General features: G+C 64.4%; 16 protein-coding genes. 7 read left to right on the top strand and 9 right to left on the bottom strand.

Annotated elements, in window-relative coordinates; all coding sequences use genetic code 11:
* From lpdA to BLV94_RS43930, 7 genes are all read left to right on the top strand, one after another.
* Entirely contained in the window at nt 1-1392 is a 1392-nt protein-coding gene (lpdA, locus tag BLV94_RS43900) for a dihydrolipoyl dehydrogenase (protein ID WP_072941357.1), read from the top strand.
* Entirely contained in the window at nt 1389-3032 is a 1644-nt protein-coding gene (locus BLV94_RS43905) for a class I adenylate-forming enzyme family protein (RefSeq protein ID WP_072941354.1), read from the top strand. The genes lpdA and BLV94_RS43905 overlap by 4 nt, the downstream gene beginning before the upstream one ends.
* Nucleotides 3029-4975, top strand: a complete 1947-nt coding sequence (locus BLV94_RS43910) for a flavin-containing monooxygenase (protein ID WP_244163782.1) — start codon at nt 3029-3031, stop codon at nt 4973-4975. The genes BLV94_RS43905 and BLV94_RS43910 overlap by 4 nt, the downstream gene beginning before the upstream one ends.
* On the top strand, nt 4972-5736 hold the full coding sequence (locus BLV94_RS43915) for an SDR family NAD(P)-dependent oxidoreductase (RefSeq protein ID WP_072941352.1): 765 nt from the start codon (nt 4972-4974) through the stop codon (nt 5734-5736). Before BLV94_RS43910 ends, BLV94_RS43915 begins: the two co-directional genes overlap by 4 nt.
* A 101-nt stretch (nt 5737-5837) precedes the next feature.
* Nucleotides 5838-7013 carry a CaiB/BaiF CoA transferase family protein gene (locus BLV94_RS43920; RefSeq protein WP_072941349.1) on the top strand — a complete coding sequence of 392 codons (1176 nt, stop codon included), beginning with the start codon at nt 5838-5840 and terminating at the stop codon, nt 7011-7013.
* Entirely contained in the window at nt 7010-7849 is an 840-nt protein-coding gene (locus BLV94_RS43925; protein WP_072941347.1) for an IclR family transcriptional regulator, read from the top strand. Before BLV94_RS43920 ends, BLV94_RS43925 begins: the two co-directional genes overlap by 4 nt.
* Nucleotides 7850-7852: 3 nt before the next feature.
* Nucleotides 7853-8845, top strand: a complete 993-nt coding sequence (locus BLV94_RS43930) for an alpha/beta hydrolase (RefSeq protein WP_072941344.1) — start codon at nt 7853-7855, stop codon at nt 8843-8845.
* A 187-nt stretch (nt 8846-9032) separates the two neighbouring features.
* On the opposite strand, the gene BLV94_RS43935 is transcribed toward BLV94_RS43930, so the two are convergent.
* The 9 genes from BLV94_RS43935 to BLV94_RS43975 form a co-directional block, all read right to left on the bottom strand.
* Nucleotides 9033-10649: a thiamine pyrophosphate-binding protein gene (locus BLV94_RS43935; RefSeq protein ID WP_072941341.1), complete on the bottom strand. Its 1617-nt coding sequence runs from the start codon at nt 10647-10649 to the stop codon at nt 9033-9035.
* A gap of 138 nt (nt 10650-10787) precedes the next feature.
* Entirely contained in the window at nt 10788-11270 is a 483-nt protein-coding gene (locus BLV94_RS43940; protein ID WP_083395852.1) for a VOC family protein, read from the bottom strand.
* A gap of 60 nt (nt 11271-11330) precedes the next feature.
* Complete coding sequence (locus tag BLV94_RS43945) at nt 11331-12665, bottom strand: flavin-containing monooxygenase (RefSeq protein ID WP_074933934.1); 1335 nt, start codon at nt 12663-12665, stop codon at nt 11331-11333.
* Nucleotides 12666-12829: 164 nt separating this feature from the next.
* Entirely contained in the window at nt 12830-15292 is a 2463-nt protein-coding gene (locus tag BLV94_RS43950) for an ATP-binding protein (RefSeq protein WP_244163784.1), read from the bottom strand.
* Between the two features lie 39 nt (nt 15293-15331).
* Entirely contained in the window at nt 15332-16222 is an 891-nt protein-coding gene (locus BLV94_RS43955) for an NADP-dependent oxidoreductase (protein WP_072941335.1), read from the bottom strand.
* A gap of 160 nt (nt 16223-16382) precedes the next feature.
* Nucleotides 16383-17573 carry an epoxide hydrolase family protein gene (locus BLV94_RS43960; protein ID WP_072941332.1) on the bottom strand — a complete coding sequence of 397 codons (1191 nt, stop codon included), beginning with the start codon at nt 17571-17573 and terminating at the stop codon, nt 16383-16385.
* Between the two features lie 58 nt (nt 17574-17631).
* Nucleotides 17632-18267, bottom strand: coding sequence for a VOC family protein (locus BLV94_RS43965; RefSeq protein WP_244163785.1), 636 nt, complete (start codon nt 18265-18267; stop codon nt 17632-17634).
* 73 nt (nt 18268-18340) lie between these two features.
* Nucleotides 18341-18646 carry a hypothetical protein gene (locus BLV94_RS43970; RefSeq protein ID WP_072941326.1) on the bottom strand — a complete coding sequence of 102 codons (306 nt, stop codon included), beginning with the start codon at nt 18644-18646 and terminating at the stop codon, nt 18341-18343.
* 121 nt (nt 18647-18767) lie between these two features.
* Complete coding sequence (locus tag BLV94_RS43975) at nt 18768-22049, bottom strand: protein kinase domain-containing protein (protein ID WP_072941324.1); 3282 nt, start codon at nt 22047-22049, stop codon at nt 18768-18770.
* Nucleotides 22050-22114 lie beyond the last annotated feature (65 nt).

A 22114-nucleotide genomic window follows, 5' to 3' on the forward strand; every position in this document is an offset into this window, starting at 1 on the left:
ATGGTTGTAGGAGAGATGGCCGAGCCCATCGAGTTGCTGGTGGTGGGAGGCGGCCCCGGAGGGTACACGGCCGCCGCCCGGGCCGCGGAGCTGGGCAAAGAGGTTCTGCTCGTCGAGCGGAGCGATCTCGGTGGGGTGTGTCTGAATGTCGGATGCATCCCCTCGAAGGTCTTCACGACCGCCGCGCACGACCTTGCCCGTAGCGCACGACTTCCCGTCCAGGGACCACAGCTACAGTCCAAAATCGACCTTTCCGGTCTGCAGGCCTGGCGAAAGCAGGTCGTCGACCGGCTGGTCGGGGGCGTCAGCGCCACCCTGGGCCGGGTGCGGGTGGTGTCCGGCACCGCGTTCTTTCTCGACGATCACCGGATCTCGGTCGAGAGCGGTGATCACGTCCAGCACTTTCGGTTCGAGCAGGCGATCCTGGCCACCGGCTCCCAACCTGTGGAGCTCGCGGCTCTGCCCGTCGACGGGATCCGGGTGTTCGACTCGACGGGAGTGCTCGCCTTCGACGAGGTGCCGCCCTCGCTCGTGGTTGTGGGAGGTGGCTATGTCGGGATGGAACTGGGAATGGCGTTCGCCCGTTTCGGCACTCGCGTCACCGTTGTCGAGGCCACCGACCGGTTGCTTGCGGGATTCGACCCCGACCTGGTGCAGGTGGTCACCGAGCGCGCGGGCGAGCTGGGGATCGACATCCGCCTCGGCACGACCGCCATCGGAGTCCAGGCCGACAACTTGCTGGTCCGCACAGACGACACCGACGACCAGGTGCCCGCGCATGCGATCCTGGTCGCCGTGGGCCGCGGCCCGGTCACCGACGACCTGCAGCTCGACAGGCTGGGACTCGCAGTGACTGCGACCGGACACATCCCCGTGGACGGGCAGGGCAGGACTGCGCTGCCCCACGTATACGCCATCGGAGACATCACCGAAGGACCCGCGCTCGCCCACAAGGCGATGGCTGAGGGAGTCGTGGCCGCCGAGGCGATCTCCGGGCTGCCGAGCGCCTTCGACACGCAGGTGCCGCTCATCGCGTTCACCGACCCTGAAATCGCTGCCGTGGGGCTGACGGCGGAGCAGGCCGAGGAGCAAGGGTACGAGGTAGTAGTGGGCCGTAGCTCGTTCGCCACCTCCGGTCGGGCTGTGGTGCTCGGCGAAGCCGACGGGATGGTGAAGATCGTCGTCGACGCGGAGACGGACGTGGTGCTCGGGGTACACATGGTCGGCCCCAGCGCGTGTGATCTCATCGCTCAGGCCGCAATCGCAGTCGAGACCGGCTGCCGCGCCGAGGATTTAGTGGCAACGATCCACCCACATCCGTCTCTGGTGGAGACGGTGCATGCGGCCGCAGTGGCCGCGCGCCGTCGCGCTGCACGCAGGAGGAAACGATGACGGCCGCCGACACGCCGCTGCCCGCGTCGATCTCCGAGATCATTCAGGACACCTCACGACAACGCCGCTCCCAGCCCGCCGTCATCGACGAACAAGGAGAGCTCAGCCACGGTCAGCTCGCGGAGTCCGTGGCGGCGACTGCGGCTGGGCTGCGCGCGATCGGAGTCGGCCCGGGAACCCGGGTCGGTCTGTTGTGCACGAACCGCAGAGAGTGGCTCGTCGCCACCTATGCCGCGATAACGGTCGGAGCGACCGTGGCCGCCTTCGCGACCTGGTCGCGGCGGTGGGATCTCGATCATCTACTCACCCACTCGCGCTGCGAGGTTCTCATCACAGTAGATGGATTCGGCCCGACCGACCTGATGCCCACGATCCGCGAACTCGTCCCCGAAGCGTGGAGTGCCGCCGGGCCAGGTTGGCGTTCCGTGGCCTACCCCGCACTGCGTGGTGTGGTGATCATCGGAAACCGGGTCCCAGCGGGGGCGTACGCGTTCCGAGACCTCGGCGAACATCGTCGCGGCAGCGCCGCTTCCCACATCGAGACCGACACCGAAGGCACCGCTCTGGTCCTCTACACATCGGGTTCGACATCGAGGCCGAAAGCTGTCCGGCTCGGACAACACGATGCCATCGACCATGCTCGCGAGGTCGCCGAGCGGATGGGGATCACACCGGAGGATCGAATCGTGGTGCCCATCCCGCTCTTCTGGAGCTACGGCGGGGCCAACGCACTGATGGTCGCCCTCGTCACCGGTTGCACGATCGTCCTCCAGGACACCTTCGATGCGGTCGGAGTCCTCGAGCAGATCGAGCGGTACCAGTGCACTGCCATCTACACGTTGCCCTCGATCACCCGTAGCCTGCTGGCGAACCCGGGGTTCTCCCGTGCCCGCACCGCGAGTCTGCGACGAGGGATGACGATCGGCCCGGACACCGATGTCCGTGCCGCCGCAGAAGAACTCGGTGTGACCGACATCTGCAACGCATACGGGTCGACGGAAATGTACGGCGGCGCCACGGTCACCCCGCATGACTGGCCACTCGAAATGAAGTGCTCGACCCAGGGGCCACCGCTGGCTGGAAACCTGGTGTCGATCATCGACCCGGAGACCGGCGCCGAACTGCCCGCAGGGAAGGTCGGCGAGATCACAGTGTCCGGCTTCGTCTCATCCGGCTATCTCGACCAGCCGGATGAGACCGCCGCCGCGTTCACCGAAGTCGGCGCGTTCCGCACCGGTGACCTCGGGCAACTCGACGACGAAGGCAGGCTGCACTTCGCCGGCCGTGCCTCTGAGATGATCCGGACCGGTGGCATCAACGTCTCCCCACTCGAGGTGGAGGACTTCTTGCTCACTCACGACGAGGTCTTGGAAGCAGCGGTCGTGGGGATCGACGACAGCGACAAGGATCAGGTCCCCATCGGGTTCGTCCGCGTCGACGGCTCCGCCATCGCAGACGAGGCCGCGCTGGTCGACTACTGCCGCCATCACATCGCCTCCTACAAAGTTCCCGTCCGAATCGTGATGAAACATAACGAGTTACCTCGAACCTTGACGGGGAAGCTCATTCGAAACGCTTTGCTGGACGAAGCCAAGGAAGTGTGGGCGTCGTCCGATAACACGAAGGAGTACACAGAGTGACGAACACCGATGTCGAGGCGGAGACCTCGCGGCTGGACGAACGAAAGATTCGCGAGGCTGTCGCGGTGGCCAACGTGCCGACCTTGCTGATGGTGTTGTTCCAGATGACAGGGGAGCAGCGTTGGTTGGCCGAGCCCTACCTGCCGACCCCTGTCCGGGGCCTCAGCGACAACGACACAGCCGGGCTTGAAGAGTCGCTCCAGGACGAGATTCGACACGCCGCGGCAGAGGCGATCCTGAATTGGGGCAGGAGCGGCACCCTCGCGGTTGCGCACCTGTCACCCGACCAGCTGATCGAGATGTTGCGCGTCTCGGTCGGGGAGCACGTGCCCGACCAGTACGCCGACATGGCCACCCACGAATTGCAGGTCGGCGCGGGCGAGACGAGCGCGGCTCCCCCGATGGTCCCGCCGCCGGGCTTCGACACCGTCGTCATCGGTGCCGGCGCGTCGGGCCTCTGTGCCGCATTCCGGCTGGGCGAGATGGGCATTTCCTACACCGTGCTCGAGCGGAACGACGAAGTCGGCGGAACATGGCTGGAGAACCGCTACCCGGGATGCGGTGTCGACACACCGAGTCACCTGTACTCGTTCTCGTTCGCGCGGCACGACTGGTCCCGCTGGTTCGCCTCGCGGGACGAGTTGCACGGCTACTTCCAACAGATTGCCGACCGGTTCGGAATTCGCCCGAACATCAGGTTCGGCATCGAGGTCGAGGGCGCCACCTGGGATGACGACACCCGGCGGTGGACACTGGATCTGATCGACCAGGACGGTCACCGATCGACCACCACTGCCGCGATCGTGATCAGCGCAGTCGGCGCCTTCAACAAGCCGAAGATCCCCACGATCACGGGCACCGATTCGTTCACCGGGCCGGTGGTCCACACAGCACGGTGGCCCGAGGACCTGGACATCGCAGGCCGGCGAGTAGGAGTGATCGGCAATGGAGCGAGCGCGATGCAGCTGGTTCCCGCGATCGCCGATGCCGCCGAGTCGGTCACGGTATTCCAGCGGTCGCCACAGTGGGCCGCCCCGTTCGAAAAATTCAAGGTCGATGTTCCAGAGCCGATCCGCTACCTCATGGCCGAGGTCCCGCTGTACCGGTCGTGGTATCGGCTCCGGCTGACCTGGATCTTCAACGACCGCGGCCACGACGGATTGCAGAGAGATGTTCAATGGCCGCACCAGCATCGGTCGATCAATGCGATGAACGACGGCCACCGGCGTTTCCTCACCCGATACCTGGTCAAGGAGCTCGACGGGCGGTTGGAGATGCTCGGCGATGTGTTGCCGACCTATCCGCCCTTCGGAAAGCGAATGCTGCTCGACAACCGCTGGTTCGCCACGCTGGCCCGCGACGACGTCCACTTGCAGACGACACCGGTTGCCGAGATCCAGGATCAGTGCGTCCTCACCACGGACGGCCTCACCCATCCGGTCGATGTTCTGGTGTTCGCAACGGGTTTCGATGTCGTCAGATTCCTCGCTCCTATGCGGATCACGGGGCGCAGCGGCCGCACACTCGAAGCGGCCTGGGACGGTGACGACGCGCGTGCCTATCTCGGCGTCGCGGTTCCGGACTTCCCCAACTTCTTTTGTCTGTACGGTCCCAACACCCAGTTCGGACACGGTGGAAGTCTCATCTCCATGATGGAGCTCCAGATGAATTACATCGCCGATCTGATGAACCAGATGATCACCAAGGACTTGGACTCCGTGGAGTGCAGCCAGGACGTCTATGACGACTACAACCGCAAAGTGGACGACGCGCACTCTCGGATGGTGTGGTCCCACCCCGGGATGGACGTCTACTACCGCAACTCCAAGGGACGGGTCGTGGTCAACAACCCATTCAAGGTGGTCGACTTCTGGGACATGATCCGCCGAGCCGATCTGGGCGACTTCCGGACCACCGAACGTACCTCAGGAGACATGGAATGAAGATTGCAGGTTGCTCCGCAGTGATCAGCGGGGGAGCGTCGGGGCTCGGCGCGGCTGCCGCTCGCCGGTTGGCCCGAGCCGGCGCGAGCGTAGTGCTACTCGACCTCCCCCGGGCGGAGGACGCAGGCGCGGCACTCGCCGCAGAGTTGGGCGGCGGCGCCGTTTTCGTGCCCGGGGATGTGACGAACTGGGATGACGTGGGCGTTGCCATGCAGACGGCACGGGAGCTTGCTCCGCTGCGGATCGCGGTGGCCGCCGCTGGAATTGCGACCAGCGGGAGTCTTGTGGGTCCGCGCAGTGACAGGGGGGCGCTGTTCGCGAAGACGGTGGCTGTGAATCTCGGCGGAACCTATGCCCTCATCGCGCAAGCTGCTTCCGCGATGAGTGAGCAGGCGCAGACCGACGGAGAGAGAGGAGTGGTGGTCTGCACTGCTTCGATCGCTGCATACGAGGGGCAGGTCGGGCAGGTGGCGTACGCGGCCTCCAAGAGCGGAGTCGCAGGAATGACGCTGCCGGCTGCGAGGGAACTCGCCCGGCACCAGATCCGCGTCGTCACCATTGCCCCCGGTTTGTTCGAAACTCCGATGTTCGCGGGAGTCGCGGATGAGGTGCGCGCCTCGGTGGGGGCGCAGGTTCCGCACCCGAGTCGGCTCGGCAATCCCGATGAGTATGCAGGTCTCGTGCAGCACGTGATCGAGAATTCGATGCTCAATGGTGAGGTGATCCGGCTCGACGGCGCGATCAGGATGGGGCCGCGGTGAGCCTGCCTCGAGATCGCCCCGAGGATCCATCCTTTCGAGATATCGAATTCGAATCCGTTTTTGTGTAGTAAAATGAAGAATTGAATGATGGGAGTACAAGTATGGGTCCGTTGGCGGGGATCAATGTGGTCGAGTTTGCAGGCATCGGACCGACACCCTTCGTCGCTCTCCTACTGAGTGACCTGGGAGCCGATGTGATCACCATCGACCGGGTACCTTCCGCGGATGGCGGTACACCAGACGACTTGGTCAGAATGACCACCGGGGGGCTCGGCCGGGGGCGCCGCTCCGTGGCAGTCGACCTCAAGTCCCCCGGTGGGATCGATACGGTGCTCGAACTGCTGAAGAACGCGGACGGACTGATCGAGGGATACCGGCCCGGAGTCATGGAACGCCTGGGCTTGGGGCCGGAGGTGTGTCTGGCTCGAAACCCGCGCCTGGTCTTCGGGAGAATGACCGGATGGGGCCAGGATGGCGACCTGGCCCAGAGTGCCGGTCACGACCTGAACTACATTGCGGTCGCCGGCGTGCTGCACCACATCGGCGGCCGGGATCAGGCGCCCACGGTGCCGTTGAACCTCATCGGCGACTTCGGCGGTGGAGGCCTGCTCCTCGCGTTCGGCATGGTCGCAGCGATGCTCGAAGCAAAGAACTCGGGTCGGGGCCAGGTGGTGGATGCGTCGATGGCCGAGGGCTCGGCGCTGCTGATGACCATGATGTACGAGCTGTCCGGGCGTGGCATGTGGGACCACGACAGGGAGTCGAACATGAACGACGGCGGCGCCCACTTCTACAGCGTGTACGCCACCGCCGACGACAAGTATGTCGCCGTGGCCGCCATGGAACCGAAGTTCTACGCAAACCTACTCTCGGCGCTCGGGCTCGAGGGGCGCGATCTTCCCGATCAGTGGGACCGTAGTCAATGGCCGGCGCTACGCGAAGTGTTCGCAGAGGTCTTCCGGACGCGGACCCGCGACGCGTGGACGGCGCTGCTGGAGAACACCGACTCGTGCGTCACTCCGGTCCTGTCCATGCTGGAAGCGCCCAGTCATCGTCACAACGTATCGAGGAATGCGTTCATCACGGTTGACGACATCACCCAGCCGGCACCGGCTCCCCGATTCAGTCGCACGCCCACACAGGTGCGACGCGGCGTGGCGGTACCGGGACAGCACTCGGTGGAGGTGCTCCGCGAAGCGGGTATGGATGAAGCAAGGATCGACGCGCTGCTCGCATCCGGCTCGATCGCATCAACGGATCAGGAGGTCACGGCATGAACCCGGATCGATTCTTGAGGACATTCGATGTCCTCGACGCACTCGCCGATGCACCTGACGGGTTGCGGCTCACCGAGATCAGCCAGGCGGTCGGTGCGCCGGTCAGCAGCACCCACAACCTGCTGCAGACGATGCTCGCCGCCGAAATTGTCGCGGCGACAGATGATCTCCACTACACGGTCGGCCCGCGAGCTGTTCGAGTCGGCATCAAGATCATGAATTCGCTCGAAGTGCGTACGCTCGGGCGGCGGCATCTCGAGCAACTTGCCAAGACGCTGGGCAACGACGTGTACCTGGCGGTACGGGTCGGCGACCGGATCGTGTACGTGGATCGATTTCGCGGGACGCAGCCCGTGTCGGTCAACATCAGGATCGGCGATTCCCTGGCGCTGCATGCCACCGCGGTCGGAAAACTGTATGCCGCATTTGAGGACGACTTGCGCGAACGGGTGCTTGCGCGTCCGCAACGCCGGTTGACGTCCACGACGATCACCGAACCGGAATTGCTGGAAGCCGAGTTCGATCGGATCCGGCAGAGTGGTCTGTCCGTCAGCCGAGAGGAGGGCTATCCGGGAATCTTTGGAATCGCTGTTCCGGTTCGCGACGCCGCGGGGACGATGGTGGCTGCGATCCACGTTTCTGCGCTCAGTGCAGGCCTCGACACCGCCCGGGAAGACGAGCTGATCGAGCAGAGCCAGCGGACCGCGGCGGACATCCAAGACGATCTCGGCGTCAACGACCTCACCAAGCTGGTTGCGCCTGGCACCGCGGCCCCCGGTAGCGGGGCGGCCGGCGCGACTGCCACGAAGTCTGCTGCACGAGCGGCGCGGCGCTGAAACATGAGGGCACTCAGCGACACCGACATCCCGGAGGCACACCGGATAGACCCGCAGATGCGTCGACAGCTGGCGACGCTGCGTGATTCTCTCGGACCACGCGGTTTCCTCAGCGTCGCCGACCTGAAAGAAAGGCGTCGACTGTACGACCGGCTGGGCATGAGCGTCACAGCCCCTGGCGAGCAGCCTGCAGTCGTCCGGAGCGACGTCGTTCTGGAGGCCGGTTCAACGGTTCGGGCGCGGATCTACCAACCTGCCGAAGATCGCTGCGACGGCGGACTGCTCTACATCCATGGCGGAGGAATGGTCATGGGCAGCATCGAGGCCGAGGACGCATATGCGGCGCAACTCGCCGCGGGCACTGGGGCCACCACGGTCTCCATCGACTACCGGTTGGCCCCCGAGCACCCCTACCCGGCTGCAATCGACGATTGCACGGCAGCACTGACCTGGATGATGAATTCGGGCCACACACTGGGGATCGACCCTGCCAGAGTTGCCGTCTACGGCGTCAGCGGCGGCGGAGGGCTTGCAGCGGCGCTCGCCCTGCGTTGGCGCCACCGCAGAGACCCGCGCATCGCACTCCTCGCACTGGCGGCGCCCATGCTCGACGACCGCACCGGTGAGCAAGGCGCTCAGCCGGCACTCGGCGTCTGGGACAGCGAACACAACATCGAAGCGTGGTGTCACATCCTCGGTGACAGGGCAGGAGGGACCGACGTCCCCGCCGACGCCGCCGCGGGCCGCGCGACGGATCTGACAGGCATGCCGCCGACCTTCCTCGACGTCGGCTCGCTCGATCTCTTCCTCTCCGAAAATCTGCGTTTCGCACAGGCATTGGCGACAGCGGGGGTATCCCTGGAGCTGCACGTCCACCCCGGCGCCTACCACGGATTCGACCAGCTGGCGCCCGGGGCGGAGCGCACCCGTCAGGCATGGGCGCAACGAATCGAGGCGCTGCGCCGCGCCCTTCAGAGCGATCCGGCCTCGCCCTGACATCGCCCCGGGTCCGCATCAGACCCTCGCGACCTCGCGAGGGTGACCGCGAGATCGAATCCGCCACCGTCCGTGGCGCCGATGCCGACGCGGGCGCCGACGGCCGAGTCTCAGAACAACAGCAGCACTGGGCACTTCGGGTAGGTCATTCCCAATGAGTCGAGCATCGACCGGCTCATGACTCCGATCACTCGATGGGCACGTCGTCGGGGTCGAGCTCGACCTCGATCAGGAGCGGTCGTGCGCGATTGACGATAGCTTTCTCCACCGTTGTGAGATCGTCCGGAACTCGCATTGTGACTCCCTCGCCCCCGAGGGCAATTGCAAGCGCCGAAAGATCCGGCCACCGGAACAGTGTCCGGGCGGGGTCCATGTCCCGGTTACGAAACTGAATGTGCTCGGCGCCATACGACGAGTCGTTCAGGACCATGACAATCAAGTCGATCCCGTTTTGCACGGCGCTGACGAATTCAGTGATTCCACCGAGCATGAAGCCGCCGTCTCCGCAGACCAGGAATACGGGCCTGCCGTGCGCGGCGAGCGCGGCTCCGATCGCGTTCCCCATGCCGAGGCCGATCGCGCCGAAGTTGCAGGTATGCACGAGTGAATGGGGGTCAGGAACGTGGAGCAGCTTATAGCCTGCAAACATGAAGCGACCGGCATCGACTACGACCACTCGGTCTTCGGGAATCAACCGGTCGATTGCTCGCACGGTCTCACGGAATGGGATACTGCCCACGAGAGAAGTGGAAGCCGGTGGGATCTCGTAGTCCTCGCGATCAACTGACTTCTCGATCCAGTCTTCCCGAAACCGGCGGGCAGGGACCTCTGCCTCGTCGAGATACCCGAGGATCGCGTCCGCGATCGTCGCAGCGTCGCCCAGTACGGCAGCATCGACATCGATGTGTCGCCTGATCGCCTGTGGATCGGTATCGCACTGCACGACGCGTTTGCCGTCCAGGAGGGCCCCTGAATCCGTGGTCCAGGAATTCAGGCTCGCACCGAACGCGATGACGCAATCGCTCTTGCCGATCTGGTCCAGAGCGGCGGAGGTGGAGAGTGTGCCGAATACTCCCATCGCCCCTGGGTCCGCCGAGAACAGCGACATTCCTCGCAAGGTGGTTGCGACCGGCGCGCCGAGACGCTCGGCGAGCCGGCAGATGGCTGCCCGAGCGCTCGGCGTCGCTGCCCCGCGGCCGGCCAGGACGATCGGTCGCTCGGCGGCAGCAACAATGCCGACCGCTCGGTCCATCGCGTCAGGGTCCAGTGTCGTGTTCCGGTCCGCAGGCGGCAGAGGGTCATGTTGGTACTCAACCTCTTTCCACATGTAATCGACCGGCACGTTGAGTACGATCGGTCTGCGTTCTGCGGTCGCCCGCCACAGTGCCTCGCGCAAATCCTGAACAGCGGTCTCGGGGCGCCGTACCTGTTCGAAACCGGCGCCTGTCGGAAGAACCAGTTCTCTTTGTGCGATGTCCTGCAAGGTGTTTCGGTCACCGTCTGCGGTGTCGCCGCAGATCAACACTATCGGCATCCGGCTCCGCACGCTGTCGATCACAGGCGGAAGTGCGTTGGCCAATCCTGGACCGTGGGTGACGGTCGCCACGCCGACCTCTCCTGAAACGCTGGCGTAGCCGTTGGCCATCAACACGGCGCCGGCCTCGTGCGCCGATGCGATGTATGTGGCTCCAGGGATCGAGGAGTAGTAGTTCGCCAGGTAGAGGTTGCCGTCGCCCATCAGGCCGAACAACGTCGTGACCCCATGGTCGATCAGCCCTTGGGCGAGAGCTTTGTGGACCTGCATCGGTTGACCCTTTCGTTCAGAACGTCTCGAGACCACGTTTTGCCGATCAGTCGGCGGATTCCCACGGTGCCGCCTGCGTGAGACGCGACTCTCGACACGATCGGATTGGACGACGGACCGTCGGCTACGGCGAGTTGTTCATTGCAAGTGGTAATTGAACATCCGCGCGCCTTCTGACGCCGGTTCTTGCGAGATGGTGTCGGCAAGCACTTTGTATTCGGGAATACGGCCACGGTCCACTGTCGACCGGTCACGACAAACCAATTCGATGAGGTTGTCCGCCGGATCTCGCACATACATCTGGACCCCGCCATCCGGAAGCTCATATATGGTGCTGAGAAATCCTTTCTCTTTGATCCCCAGGTTCGTCGCGTGGTCGTACAGACCCATGAAATCGCTTGTCTCCAACGCAAAGTGATGAATATGACTTACGTCCGTCGTCGGCCCGTATTCGTATACATGAAGGGTCCTGTCACCGACCGAGAACCACGCGGTCGGAACTGCGAAGGTGGGGGACGGGACCTGCTCGAGACGCAGAAAGTCTGTGTAGAAGCGCACCGACTCACCCAGTGCACGAGCTGGCACGCTCACGTGATTGACGGTTACGACGGGGTGGCTCATCTCGATCCTTCGTTTCTCGGTGACACCGGGCGGAATTCGTATCGGTTGAGGCACAACCGATCAGACAGGTTGCGGGTTCGGAGCCGATGCAGCGACCTTCTCCTTCGCCTTCGCGAGGTCTTCACGAACGGCGAGACCGTACTCACGTGGGTCCAACTCGAGTCCGTACCGACGCCCCGACGGGTACAGCCGAGCCATCTGCTCGTGTTCTTCAGCGATCGCCGATCGCATCGCGGCCTCGTCGGGAAGGTCGACGTCTCCGGAGATGACCGCGGCGAGCCAACGGCTCTGGATGTCGATCATCCGGATATTGGCGCCGCCGCTGACGTCGAACAGTCCAACGAAATAGAGGCCAGGCCATTTTGGAGACACGGCCCTTCGGTACAGGTCGATGCGTCCACCGTTGATCGGCGACACCTCGCTACTGAGGAACGGGATGTCGAACTGGTAGCCGGTCGCGGCGATCACGGCGTCGAAATCCTCTTCCGTTCCGTCGTCGAATCGAACGGTAGTGCCTTCGGCGCTGTGTGTTCCGGGACGGACCGCGATTCGGTTCCACGCGATATGGGACATCACGGTCGGGTGACTGGCCGGGTGCGACCGTGTTTTCGGTGTCGTGAAGCCCCATTGCTCCATCCGCCCGTGCGCGACCAGCGTGACCAGTTCTCGGACCCGGCGCGCCAGCGGCCAAGGTAGCCAGGGGCGCTCCACCTTCGCCAGAAAGCGTGACAACGGAGCACCGAACATCATTCGAGGCATGATCAGAACGGGAGAGCGGGCAGCCAGCACCGTTCGGTCCGTCACAATGCAGACATCCGCAGCGATGTCCAGGCCGCTGTTTCCGGTCCCGATCACGAGGACCTTCTTTCCGGCGAAGCGATCCGGCGCCCGGTAGTCCCGTGAATGCAGGTATTCACCCGTGAAGTCGGCTGCGAACGGGGGGTGGCTCGGGATCGACTGGTGTCCGTTCGCTACCACCACACGGTCGAATTCGGGTTCCGTGCCATCGTTCAGCTTCAGCTTCCAGCGCGGGCAGGCGGGTGCTTCTGCTACCGGCTCGACGCTGTCGACCGTGGTGTTGACAACGATGTGCTGACGCAAACCGAAGTGGTCGGCGTAGGCGTCGAAGTAAGCCCGCATCTCATAGTGAGTGGGGAACAGGGATGCCTCCGCGGGTATCGGAAAGTCGCGGTAACCGGTGTCCTTCGCTTCGGAGTTGATCCGCAGCGACTGATATGCCGCGCCGATCCCGTTGTCGTTGTCGTATACCCACAGCCCACCGACCTCGGACCCCTTCTCGTAGACGGTGACGTCGAAGCCCCGTCCGATGAGGTGTTTGGCTGCACTCAGCCCGGCGGGCCCTGCGCCGATCACGGCAATTCGCTGGACCTTCAAGATTTCCTACTTTCGAAATGTGTTTCCAGTTTTGGTAATCGTGATGGTATCGCTCGTCCACTCACCTGACAAGAGAGGGGGACGCACGGTGTGGGCGATCGGTCACGGTCGCCCGGGTGGCTGGTCGGTGCGATCAGTGGCGGCGGTATGCAACGCCGGCATGGTCATGAGTGGTGAGTTCGCATCTCGGGGCCGGGGTTCTGCTGGTGTCGCTGTTCCACGAGCCACGTGGCGATCTGCGTTCGCGAGGTGTAGCCGAGTTTGGAGAGGATCCGTTCGACGTGCCCCTGTGCGGTCCGCTGCGAGATGACCAGCTTTGCGGCGATCGCCCTGTTGGTCAGTCCCTCGGCGACGAGCTCGGCGACTTGTCGTTCACGTCGGCTCAGGGTGCCGACTTCGGGCGTCCTCGTCGCAGGCACGGGCTGTATATCGAAGGCGTATTCGACCGCGTCGTCGACGCTGAACGCGCTGCCGTGCTGGTACTTCTCCTCGAACTGTCGGTCACCGAGCACACGGCGTGCCTGCTGTTCGCAGTCGCTGTGGTAACTCAGACCGGTGAGATAGTTGGCCATGGTTCCGCCGACGTCCCGCCAGATTGCGGCGGCGGCTCCGAGAAGGACTGCGGCGCAGCCGGGATCGTGGTCGGTCTCGATCCATGCGAGCGCTTCCAGGCTGCAGCCGATGCCGAACGAGTCGTCGGCACGAGTCGACAGTCGGATTCCCTCCTCGATGACCGCTCGCGCCCGGGTGCGATCACCATCGCACCACCACGCCCAGGCCCCCATCATCGCGGACCGCCCGCAGTACACGAAGTCGCCGAGTGTCCCGGCGAGGGCAAGCATCTCCGCGTGGCAGACGCGCGCCTTGGACGCGTCGCCGAGCGACACGTAGGAGAGCCCTTTGCCCAACAGGCTCACTACGTGTAAGAAGTCGGCACCCTCGGTTTCTTGCGAGGCACCGATCGCCTCATCGAAATACATTACGGCGGAGACGGAGTCGCGGTTGTAGAGAGCGAGGAATCCTCGGACGAATCCCCGCAGCGCACGCATCCAGGTGGCGCCCGGTCGATCCTCGAGGGAATCGGCGCGGGCCAGCAGACCAACACCTTCAGTCACGTCTCCCTGCACTCCCGCGAAGAGGCTGACCAGGTACAGGGCTGTGGCCGGATCCGCACCGGATTCGCCGACGTGGGCGGCGAGGACCCGGTCGAGCCAGAGCCGGCCCTCCCGGACGTATCCGCGGGAGAGCCAGAACGGAGACAACCCGACCGCCATGCGCAGTCCGGCATCGGCCTCGTCTGGTTCGGAGAGCGCAAAATGCAGGGCAGCACGAAGATTCGGCTGTTCCCTATCGAGGAGATCGAGCCAATGCAGCTGACGAGGACTGATGATGTCGGCCGCGGCACGCGTGATCAGCTCCTGGTACCAGTCCTGAAAGCGTCTGCGCAGGTTGGGGTATTCGTCCGTGGGCTGCAGTTTTTCCTGGGCGTACTCTTTCAAGATATCCAGCATCCGGTACCGGACCACGTCGCCGGCCTCTTCCCTGATCAAAATCGATTTGTCGACCAGTGCCGACACGACGTCGAGGAGATCCCCGCCCCGATCATCGTCGCCGCAGATGGCTTCGGCGGCGTCGAGTTCGAAGCTGCAGGCGAACACCGTCAACCGCGCCCACAGACGCTGCTCTTGCGGGGTGCACAGCTCGTAGCTCCAGTCGATGGACCACCGCAACGTCTTCTGCCGGTCGGGTGCGGCACGGCTGCCGCCGGTGAGCAGGCGGTATCGATCGGTCAAGCGGTCGAGGATCTGGTGCACGGACATGACTCGCAGCCGAGCTGCGGCCAATTCGATCGGCAATGGCAATCCGTCCAGGCGAGCGCAGATCTGCGCCACCGCCACCTGATTGTCCTCCGTGAGTTCGAACGTGGGAACGGCGGCGACGGCTCGTTGCAGAAACAACGCGACCGACTCGTAGCCGGGCAACCCGCGAAGCGACGGCGCATGGTCTGGGTTGGGGGTCTGCATCGGCGGAACCCGGGTCACCGCCTCCCCCCTGACCCTCAGCGGCTCCCGGCTCGTCGCCAGGATGCGCACCCCTGGGCAGGTCCGCAACACGGTGGCCGCCAGTGCCGCCACCGACTCGACCAGGTGCTCACAGTTGTCGAGCACCAGCAACACATCCTTGTCGGCGAGGTGGTCGGTCAGCAGGACCAACGGTGCGTCCACCGTGTGATTCCTCAGTCCGAGGACATCCGATACGACACCGGTCACCAACTCCGGATCGGAGAGCTCACTGAGCTCGATCAGCCATACCCCGTCGGTGAACGCTCGCTGCGAGTCGGTGGCGACTCGCAGCGCGAGCCGGGTCTTCCCGACGCCCCCGATCCCGGTCAATGTCACCAGCCGGGACGCGGACAGCATCTTCTTCGTCTCGCCCACCTCGTGGCGACGGCCGACGAAACCGGTCAGGTCCACCGGCAGGTTTCCGGTCCGGCCTCGGCCCCGGACCGGCATCGAATTGCCCGAACCACCGCCCGATCGTGCCTTCGCGTCGGGCGGCGGCACGGGCATCGGGGTGAGTTCGGTCGGGCGGCCCGCGGGCCCGGCTCGATTGGATTCGTCGTTCATGGATTCTTCGCTGATCTCGGTGGGCCGCTACCGTGCCGGTCAGACGACGAGCGTGATGCGGCGTCCCAGCTGGCGGTCGTACTCGTGGTGAGCAGCCTCGATCTCTGAGAACGTGAACGTTGTCGAGCCGGGGAGGTCGAGCTCACCGGCGGCGAGGAGTTCGGCGAGTGCGTGCAACATCGCGCCGGACTCGCGGGTGATCACCAGCGTCGCGCTCTCCGGCGACACGCTGTGGGGCGGGCTTCCCGGGACAACGGTGACGTAGTGCCCCCCGGGCCGTAACGCGGCGGACAGGTCAATTCCTGCGGTGTCGATCACTGCGTCGACGCGGGAGACCGGCAGTGAGCCGATATGTACTTCCTCGGCTACACCGGTCGGCAACGATTCCGCCTGCTCGGCCCGCCGAACCAACGCGTGCGCGCGGTATCCGCGGAGGTGGAGAAGCTGCAGGGCGATACGTCCGACCGCGCCGGCGGCTCCGGCGACGAGCACGTCGGCTCCCGGAGTCAACTGCAGAGCATCGACGGCCTGCATCGCGGTCAAGCCGGGTAGAGGTAACTGGGCAAGGATGGCCGAGTCGACGTTTTCGGGGGCACGGGCAAGGGACGTCTCCGGGAGGCAGACGAACTCCGACCATGTCCCGTTTCCGGTGACGGCCGACGTCGAGGCACCAATGACCCGATCACCGGGCAGAAACCGGCCGGCATTCGGTCCCGTCTGTTTTACGGTGCCCACCAGGTCGTATCCGAGCGTGAACGGCGCACTTCCCTGAGGTGTGATCATCCCGCTACGAATTTTCACGTCGGCGGGATTGATCGCCGATGCTTCGAGGGCGATGAGTACTTCACCCTCACCCGGACTGGGGACCGGAATATTTCGCACCTGGAGCACATCGATGTATCCAGGAGAATCGAACTGAACAGCGAACATGGTTCATACCTTTTTCGTGTGTGAAACGAGACGATCTGGGGCGGTTGCGGTGAGAACGCACGGCGTGGCCGCGCAGCCGGGGCGACCGGGTGGCTCGCGGTGAGCCACCCGGTCGCCCGCGGCAGGACGTGGGCCGGTGCACACGTCCGACGACGGTCGGCTATCGAAGCGACCGCAGGCCCACGCGAATCTCTTCTGCCAGGAGCTGTGGCTGTTCCCAGGCCGCGAAGTGCCCGCCCTTGTCGAGCTTGTTGTAGTGGACGAGGTTGGGATACGCCTTCTCCGTCCAACTGTGCGGTGCCTGATAGAGCTCGTCGGGAAAGACGCTCACGGCAACCGGGATGGAGACGCCCCTGGTGGCGAGGAACGCCGGGGACGTGAGTTCCCAATAGAGCCGAGCTGCGGACACCGCGGTGTTCGTCAGCCAGAACAGCGTGATGTTGTCGAGGACGTCGTCTCGCGTCAGGCCTTCGGGCTGTCCGGCAAAGGCCCGGGAGATCAGCTCCAAACTCTTCGCGTCGTGGTCGAGCATGAACGTTGCCAGTCCGACGGGCGAATCCGTCAATCCGGTCAGTGTCTGTGGGCGCGTCCCCATCTCCACGGCGTAGCCGATGTGCTGGTAGAAGAAGGCCAGCTGGTCGGAGGCGGCCTTTTCGTCGTCGGAGAGATCGGACGGCAGTGGGTTGCCGGTGCGGAGCGCCTGATCGATCTCGGGTGGAACCACAGAAGCCATGTTGGTGTGAATGCCGACCAGTTCCGGCGGCGCCTGTAGAGCCATCAGTTCCGTGACGATCGCGCCCCAGTCGCCGCCTTGCGCCGCGTACCGCGTGTATCCGAGGCGCTTCATCAGCTCGATCCAGGCACGTGCGATGCGGTCGAGGCCCCAGCCGGTGGTGGTCGGCTTGCCCGAGAACCCGTAGCCGGGCCCCGACGGAATCACCAGATGGAAAGCGTCCGATGCGTCACCACCATGAGCGGTGGGATCGGTCAGCGGTTCGATGATCTTCAGCTGCTCGATGATCGACCCGGGCCACCCGTGCGTGACGATGAGCGGCAACGCGTCCTCGTGCTTCGAGCGAATGTGAATGAAGTGAATGTCGAGCCCATCGATCTCTGTGATGAACTGCGGCAGAGCGTTCAGCTTCGCCTCGACCTTGCGCCAGTCATAATCCGACGCCCAGTACTGCGCGAGTGCCTGGCTCGTCGCGAGCGGCACGCCCTGCGACTGATCTGCGACGGTCTCCTTGTCGGGCCACCGTGTGGCCGCGATGCGCTGGCGCAGCGCCTCGAGTTCGGACTCAGGGAACTCGAACGTGAACGGCCGGATCGCGACTTCGGATGTGACAGGCATGTGGGGTCCTTGCTGTGTTGATTGGTGGTCGAGAATGGTCTTTGGGCGGGTCGGAGCCTCAGACGGGCAGCTCTGTCCCGGCCTGTTCGGCGACCATGTAGGCGGCGTACCAGTCGGGCCAGTTCTCGTCGTACTGTCCGCCGTTGCGCTTCTCGTGTTCACCGTGGGCGATGGCCGCGCGGAAAAGCGCCGTCACCAGTTCGCGGTGGGAACTGAATGTTGTTGCTGCGGAGTCGATGCGGCCGGGCAGCCGGGTGGTGACTTCCTGCAACTTCCAGGTGTTGCCGTCGGGATCGTCGAAGCTGGCGTACGAGTTGTAGCTGGAATGGTCGGGGTCCGGTCCGGGGACCGGGCCGTTCGCGGTGTAGTGGAAGATGTCGCTGACATCGGTTCCGGCGGCGACCAGCTGCTGGTGGGCGGCGACGATGTCGGAGACGATGAGGAAGGCTGTGGCGGAGCCGGGTGCGGCGGCGGTCAGGCCAGTGCCGAAATGGATCGAGGTGGCGGCGCCGGGCGGGGTGAACTGGACGACGCCGGAGTCGGGCGGTGTGAAGTCTCGTCGCCAGCTGAGTTTCGTGTAGAAGTCGGTGGCGCGATCCATGTCGGAGACGGGGAGGACGAGGACCTCGAGTTTCATGTCGACGGTCGCGACCGTCGTGGTGGTGGTCGCCTCGGTGGTGCGGGTTTCGGTCATGCTCATTACTCCTTCTGGGGATTTCTCTGGTGGGTGGTGAGGTGAGGTCGGGGCGATCGACGGTGCAAACGCCTTACACCGGGGTGCTGCTGTGCCAGCCGGCAAGGATTTGGTCGCCGATGGTGGTTTCGGTGCGGCGGTCCTGCCTTTGGTCGCGTTGCCGGTCGTGCCGGCTCTGCTGCTGCATGGTGTTGTCGTGGTCGCGGGGAGTGCCAGGTGCGACGACGGCGGCGACGGGGGTGGCGGCAGCTGTGGTGGCGGCTGCGGTGCCGGCGGGGATGACGCCGAGTGCGGCGGTGGCGACTGCGGCGGTGGAGAACCGCTTCCAGGAGGAGATGCTGGTGTGTGAGTTGTTCTGGTGGAGGTGCGTGCTGTTCATGCCGATAAGACTCGCAATTGCGCGACGCGTGTGACGGCGGTGATCTACGTGCTTCACTACCTGCATTTCCTACGCAGGTACTCCGAGGAAGAGAAGGCGGACCGGTCTGTTCGGAACGGCACTACGGCTTTCTGGAATCGATGCTCTCCTCGCGGGCGATCCAGGCGGCAAGCTGCGCGCGGGATCGATGCCCGGTCTTCGTGAGGATGCGGTCCACGTGTCCTTCTGCGGTACGAGGCGAGATGACCAGTCGCTCCGCGATCTCCTTGTTCGTGAGTCCCTCCGCGACGAGCCTTCCCACTTCCTTCTCGCGAGGTGTGAGCTTCACCTGCGCTGAAGGAGTGGCCGGCGCCGCCGGCTTGGACGTGCGCTTTTGCAACGCGAATTCGATCGACGCGAGGTGTTCGAGGCGTTCACCGGCCTGGGATTCTCGCTCGAATGCAGAGTCACCCAGCAGTTGACGGGTGCGGTTCTCGTAGCGAGTTCGTGTGCGGATCAACTCTTCGTTTCCGAAGAGTGGAGAGCTGCCCATCTCGCCACACAGAGTGCGCCCGATACCCAGCAGACGTGCGGATCGAGAGGGATTGCCTTCCTCGATCGCGATCCACGCAAGAATCTCGGTGCATGCACTCACACCCAGCCAGTCGCTCAGTGACTGCTTCAGTTCGATCGCTTCCTTCAACGAATCCGAAGCTTGCGGGTACTTGCGCTGGGTCCACAGGGCAAGTCCGCGGGCCCACAGCGCCCACGACGTCGAGAACCGCTCCGGCAGCGATTTACCCCTGGCGATTGTTTCCTCCGCCCAGGCAAGGGATTGTTCCAGGTTGCCGGACAGGCAGTGCACGAAAGCTAATTGGGCGCCGCCCAACAGTGTCAGGGAGTTGACTTCCCCTGACTCGGCGTGATGTGACGTGCCGGCAGTGAGAAGCTCCAACGCTTCTTCGAGATTTCCGTCGATCTCCTCCGCCGCGCCTCGGAACTGAAGCGCAAACGCCTGGGCGGTTCGATCACCGATCGATTCCGCGACGTCGCTGCATTCCAGCAAGTAGCGCTTGGAGGTCGCGATGTCGCCCTGAATCATTGCGTACCAACCGATCACCCAGAGCGCTTTCGCCCTCTCGCGGCTCGGATCCTGGTCGGCCTCCAAGGCTCGGGTCAACCAGTACCGCCCGTCTCGCAGCAGGCCGCTCGCGTTCCAGAAGAACCACAGCGAACCCGCCATCCGGAGACCGGTTCGGGCCTCCCCGGGGGTGGACAGGCAGTACTCCAGCGCCGACCGTAGATTCGCCCGCTCGTGCCGGAGGCGACGGTTCCATTCCAGCTGGCCCGATGCCAGTGACTGAGCCTCGCTGCGTTCGGACAAACGCAGGAAATAGTCTCGATGATTCCTGTGCCACTTGTCCTCGTCACCTTGCTCGGCAAGTCTCTCGACCGCGTAGTCCTTGATGCTTTCCAGCAATTTGTATCGGACAGTGGATCCGGACTGAACGGTGGAAACGACCGATTTTTCGACAAGAGTGGAGATCAATTCAAGAGCATCCGGAACGATGTCCGGATCGGTGCACACGCTCTCGACTGCATCGAAATCGAAACTGCCCGCGAATACAGACAGCCGCGCCCACAGGACTTGCTCCTCCGGTGAGCACAGATCGAAGCTCCAATCGATGGCGCCACGCAGCGTTTGATGCCGCACCGGACCGCCACGGTTTCCCCGAGTCAACAGATCGAACAGTGCGCCCTCCCGCGACAGGACGCGGTCGAGGGGAAGGGACCTGATCCGGACAGCTGCGAGTTCGATAGCCAGAGGGATGCCGTCCAGCCGCCGGCACAGACGGGCAACCCCCAGGCGGCTCTCGTCGTCGAGGGTGTATCCGGGGACGACGGATGCGGCGCGTTGCTCGAAAAGATCGACCGCCTCGGAATGAAAGCTCTTTCCTTCTCGTCCCTCGGCGAGCTGAGCCTCATCCAGAACCGAGAGGGGAGGAACCTCGAACACCGCCTCACCCAGCACACCGAGCGGTTCCCGACTGGTTGCCAGGATCTGCACGCGGTCCGACCGCCGAACGATCTCGGCGGCGACCGTGCCGCACGCCTCGATCAAGTGCTCACAGTTGTCCAGGACGATGAGCGCATGCCTTCCACCGAGGAATTCGAAGAGGTAGTGAGTACCATCCGCAGTCACTCCGTCTCGGATATCGAGCCCCTCGGCAATTGCGCTGACGACAAGTTCTGGAAGGGAGATCGCGGCGAGATCCACGAACCAGATGCCGTCGGCGTAGGTTCTGCGCACTTCCGAGGCGACGCGGCACGCCAGCCGGGTCTTACCTACCCCTCCGAATCCGGTGAGTGTCACTATCCGAGAATCCGCGAGCCGCGCCTTGACCGCGGCCACTTCATTTCGGCGTCCGACGAAACTTGTCACTTCACGAAAGAATTCGTGCGCGGTGGGAACGAGTTGGTCGGCCGCCGCCGCCACGTTCTCCTCCCGATGGCTGTCTCCCGGTTCGGTGTGCAGTGCCATCTCGTCGACGGGAAAATTATGGAGACGTTGGGATGCGCGGAGTTGCTGACCGAGTTCCGTGGCGGAGGGGCGGCTCGCCGGGGTGCCGGACATCGCACGTTCGATGATCGTGCTGACGTCCTCGGGAATGCCGTGCTTCCGTGGGTCCGGAACGGGCTCGGCGGTGATCCTCAGGAACTGGGCCACCACCTGCTCCCCACTGCGGCGTTCGAAGGCAGCGTGACCGGTCATCACTGCGAACAACGTGGCACCGAGGCCGTAGACATCGGCAGCAGCACTCGGGGGTTCGCCTGTCACCACCTCGGGGGCGGTGAACGCCGGCGAACCCGTCACGACGCCGGCGGTGGTTTCGAACCCGCCGGCGATACGGGCGATGCCGAAATCTGACAGCGCCGGCTCGCCGTAGTCGGTGACCAGGATGTTCCCGGGTTTGACGTCGCGATGAAGGATCCCGAGGCGGTGGGCAGTCTCGAGGGCACCGGCCATCTTCACCCCGAGCCGCAGCGCTTCGTCGAGCGGGAGCGGTCCGTCGCGCCGGATCCGGGTGTCGAGTGAGTCATGGGCGTGGTACGGCATGACGATGTACGGCCGACCGGTGTCGGTGACGCCCACATGGAGGACATTGACGACATTGGGGTGTCCGGTCAGCCTGCCCGCCGCGCGCTGCTCACGCAGGAACCGTTCCCGGTTCTCCTCGTCGAGGTCTGCGGTGAGGACCTTGATTGCCACGGTGCGGTCGAGCGCCGCCTGGGTGCACCGGTAGACGACGCCGAAACCGCCGCGGCCGATCTCTTGTGCGTCCTCGAATCCGGCGGCTGCCAGCTCCGCCGTGATCGAACCCGTCGCGCCACGTTGCGTCGCGAAAGGATCGATGTCAGTCATCGACTACATCGATTCTTCCGGTTCGAGTCGTTGTCGAAGAAATGCATCACTGCTGGCCTCTCGCG

The organism is Rhodococcus koreensis (assembly GCF_900105905.1).
Classification (GTDB): Bacteria; Actinomycetota; Actinomycetes; order Mycobacteriales; family Mycobacteriaceae; genus Rhodococcus_F; species Rhodococcus_F koreensis.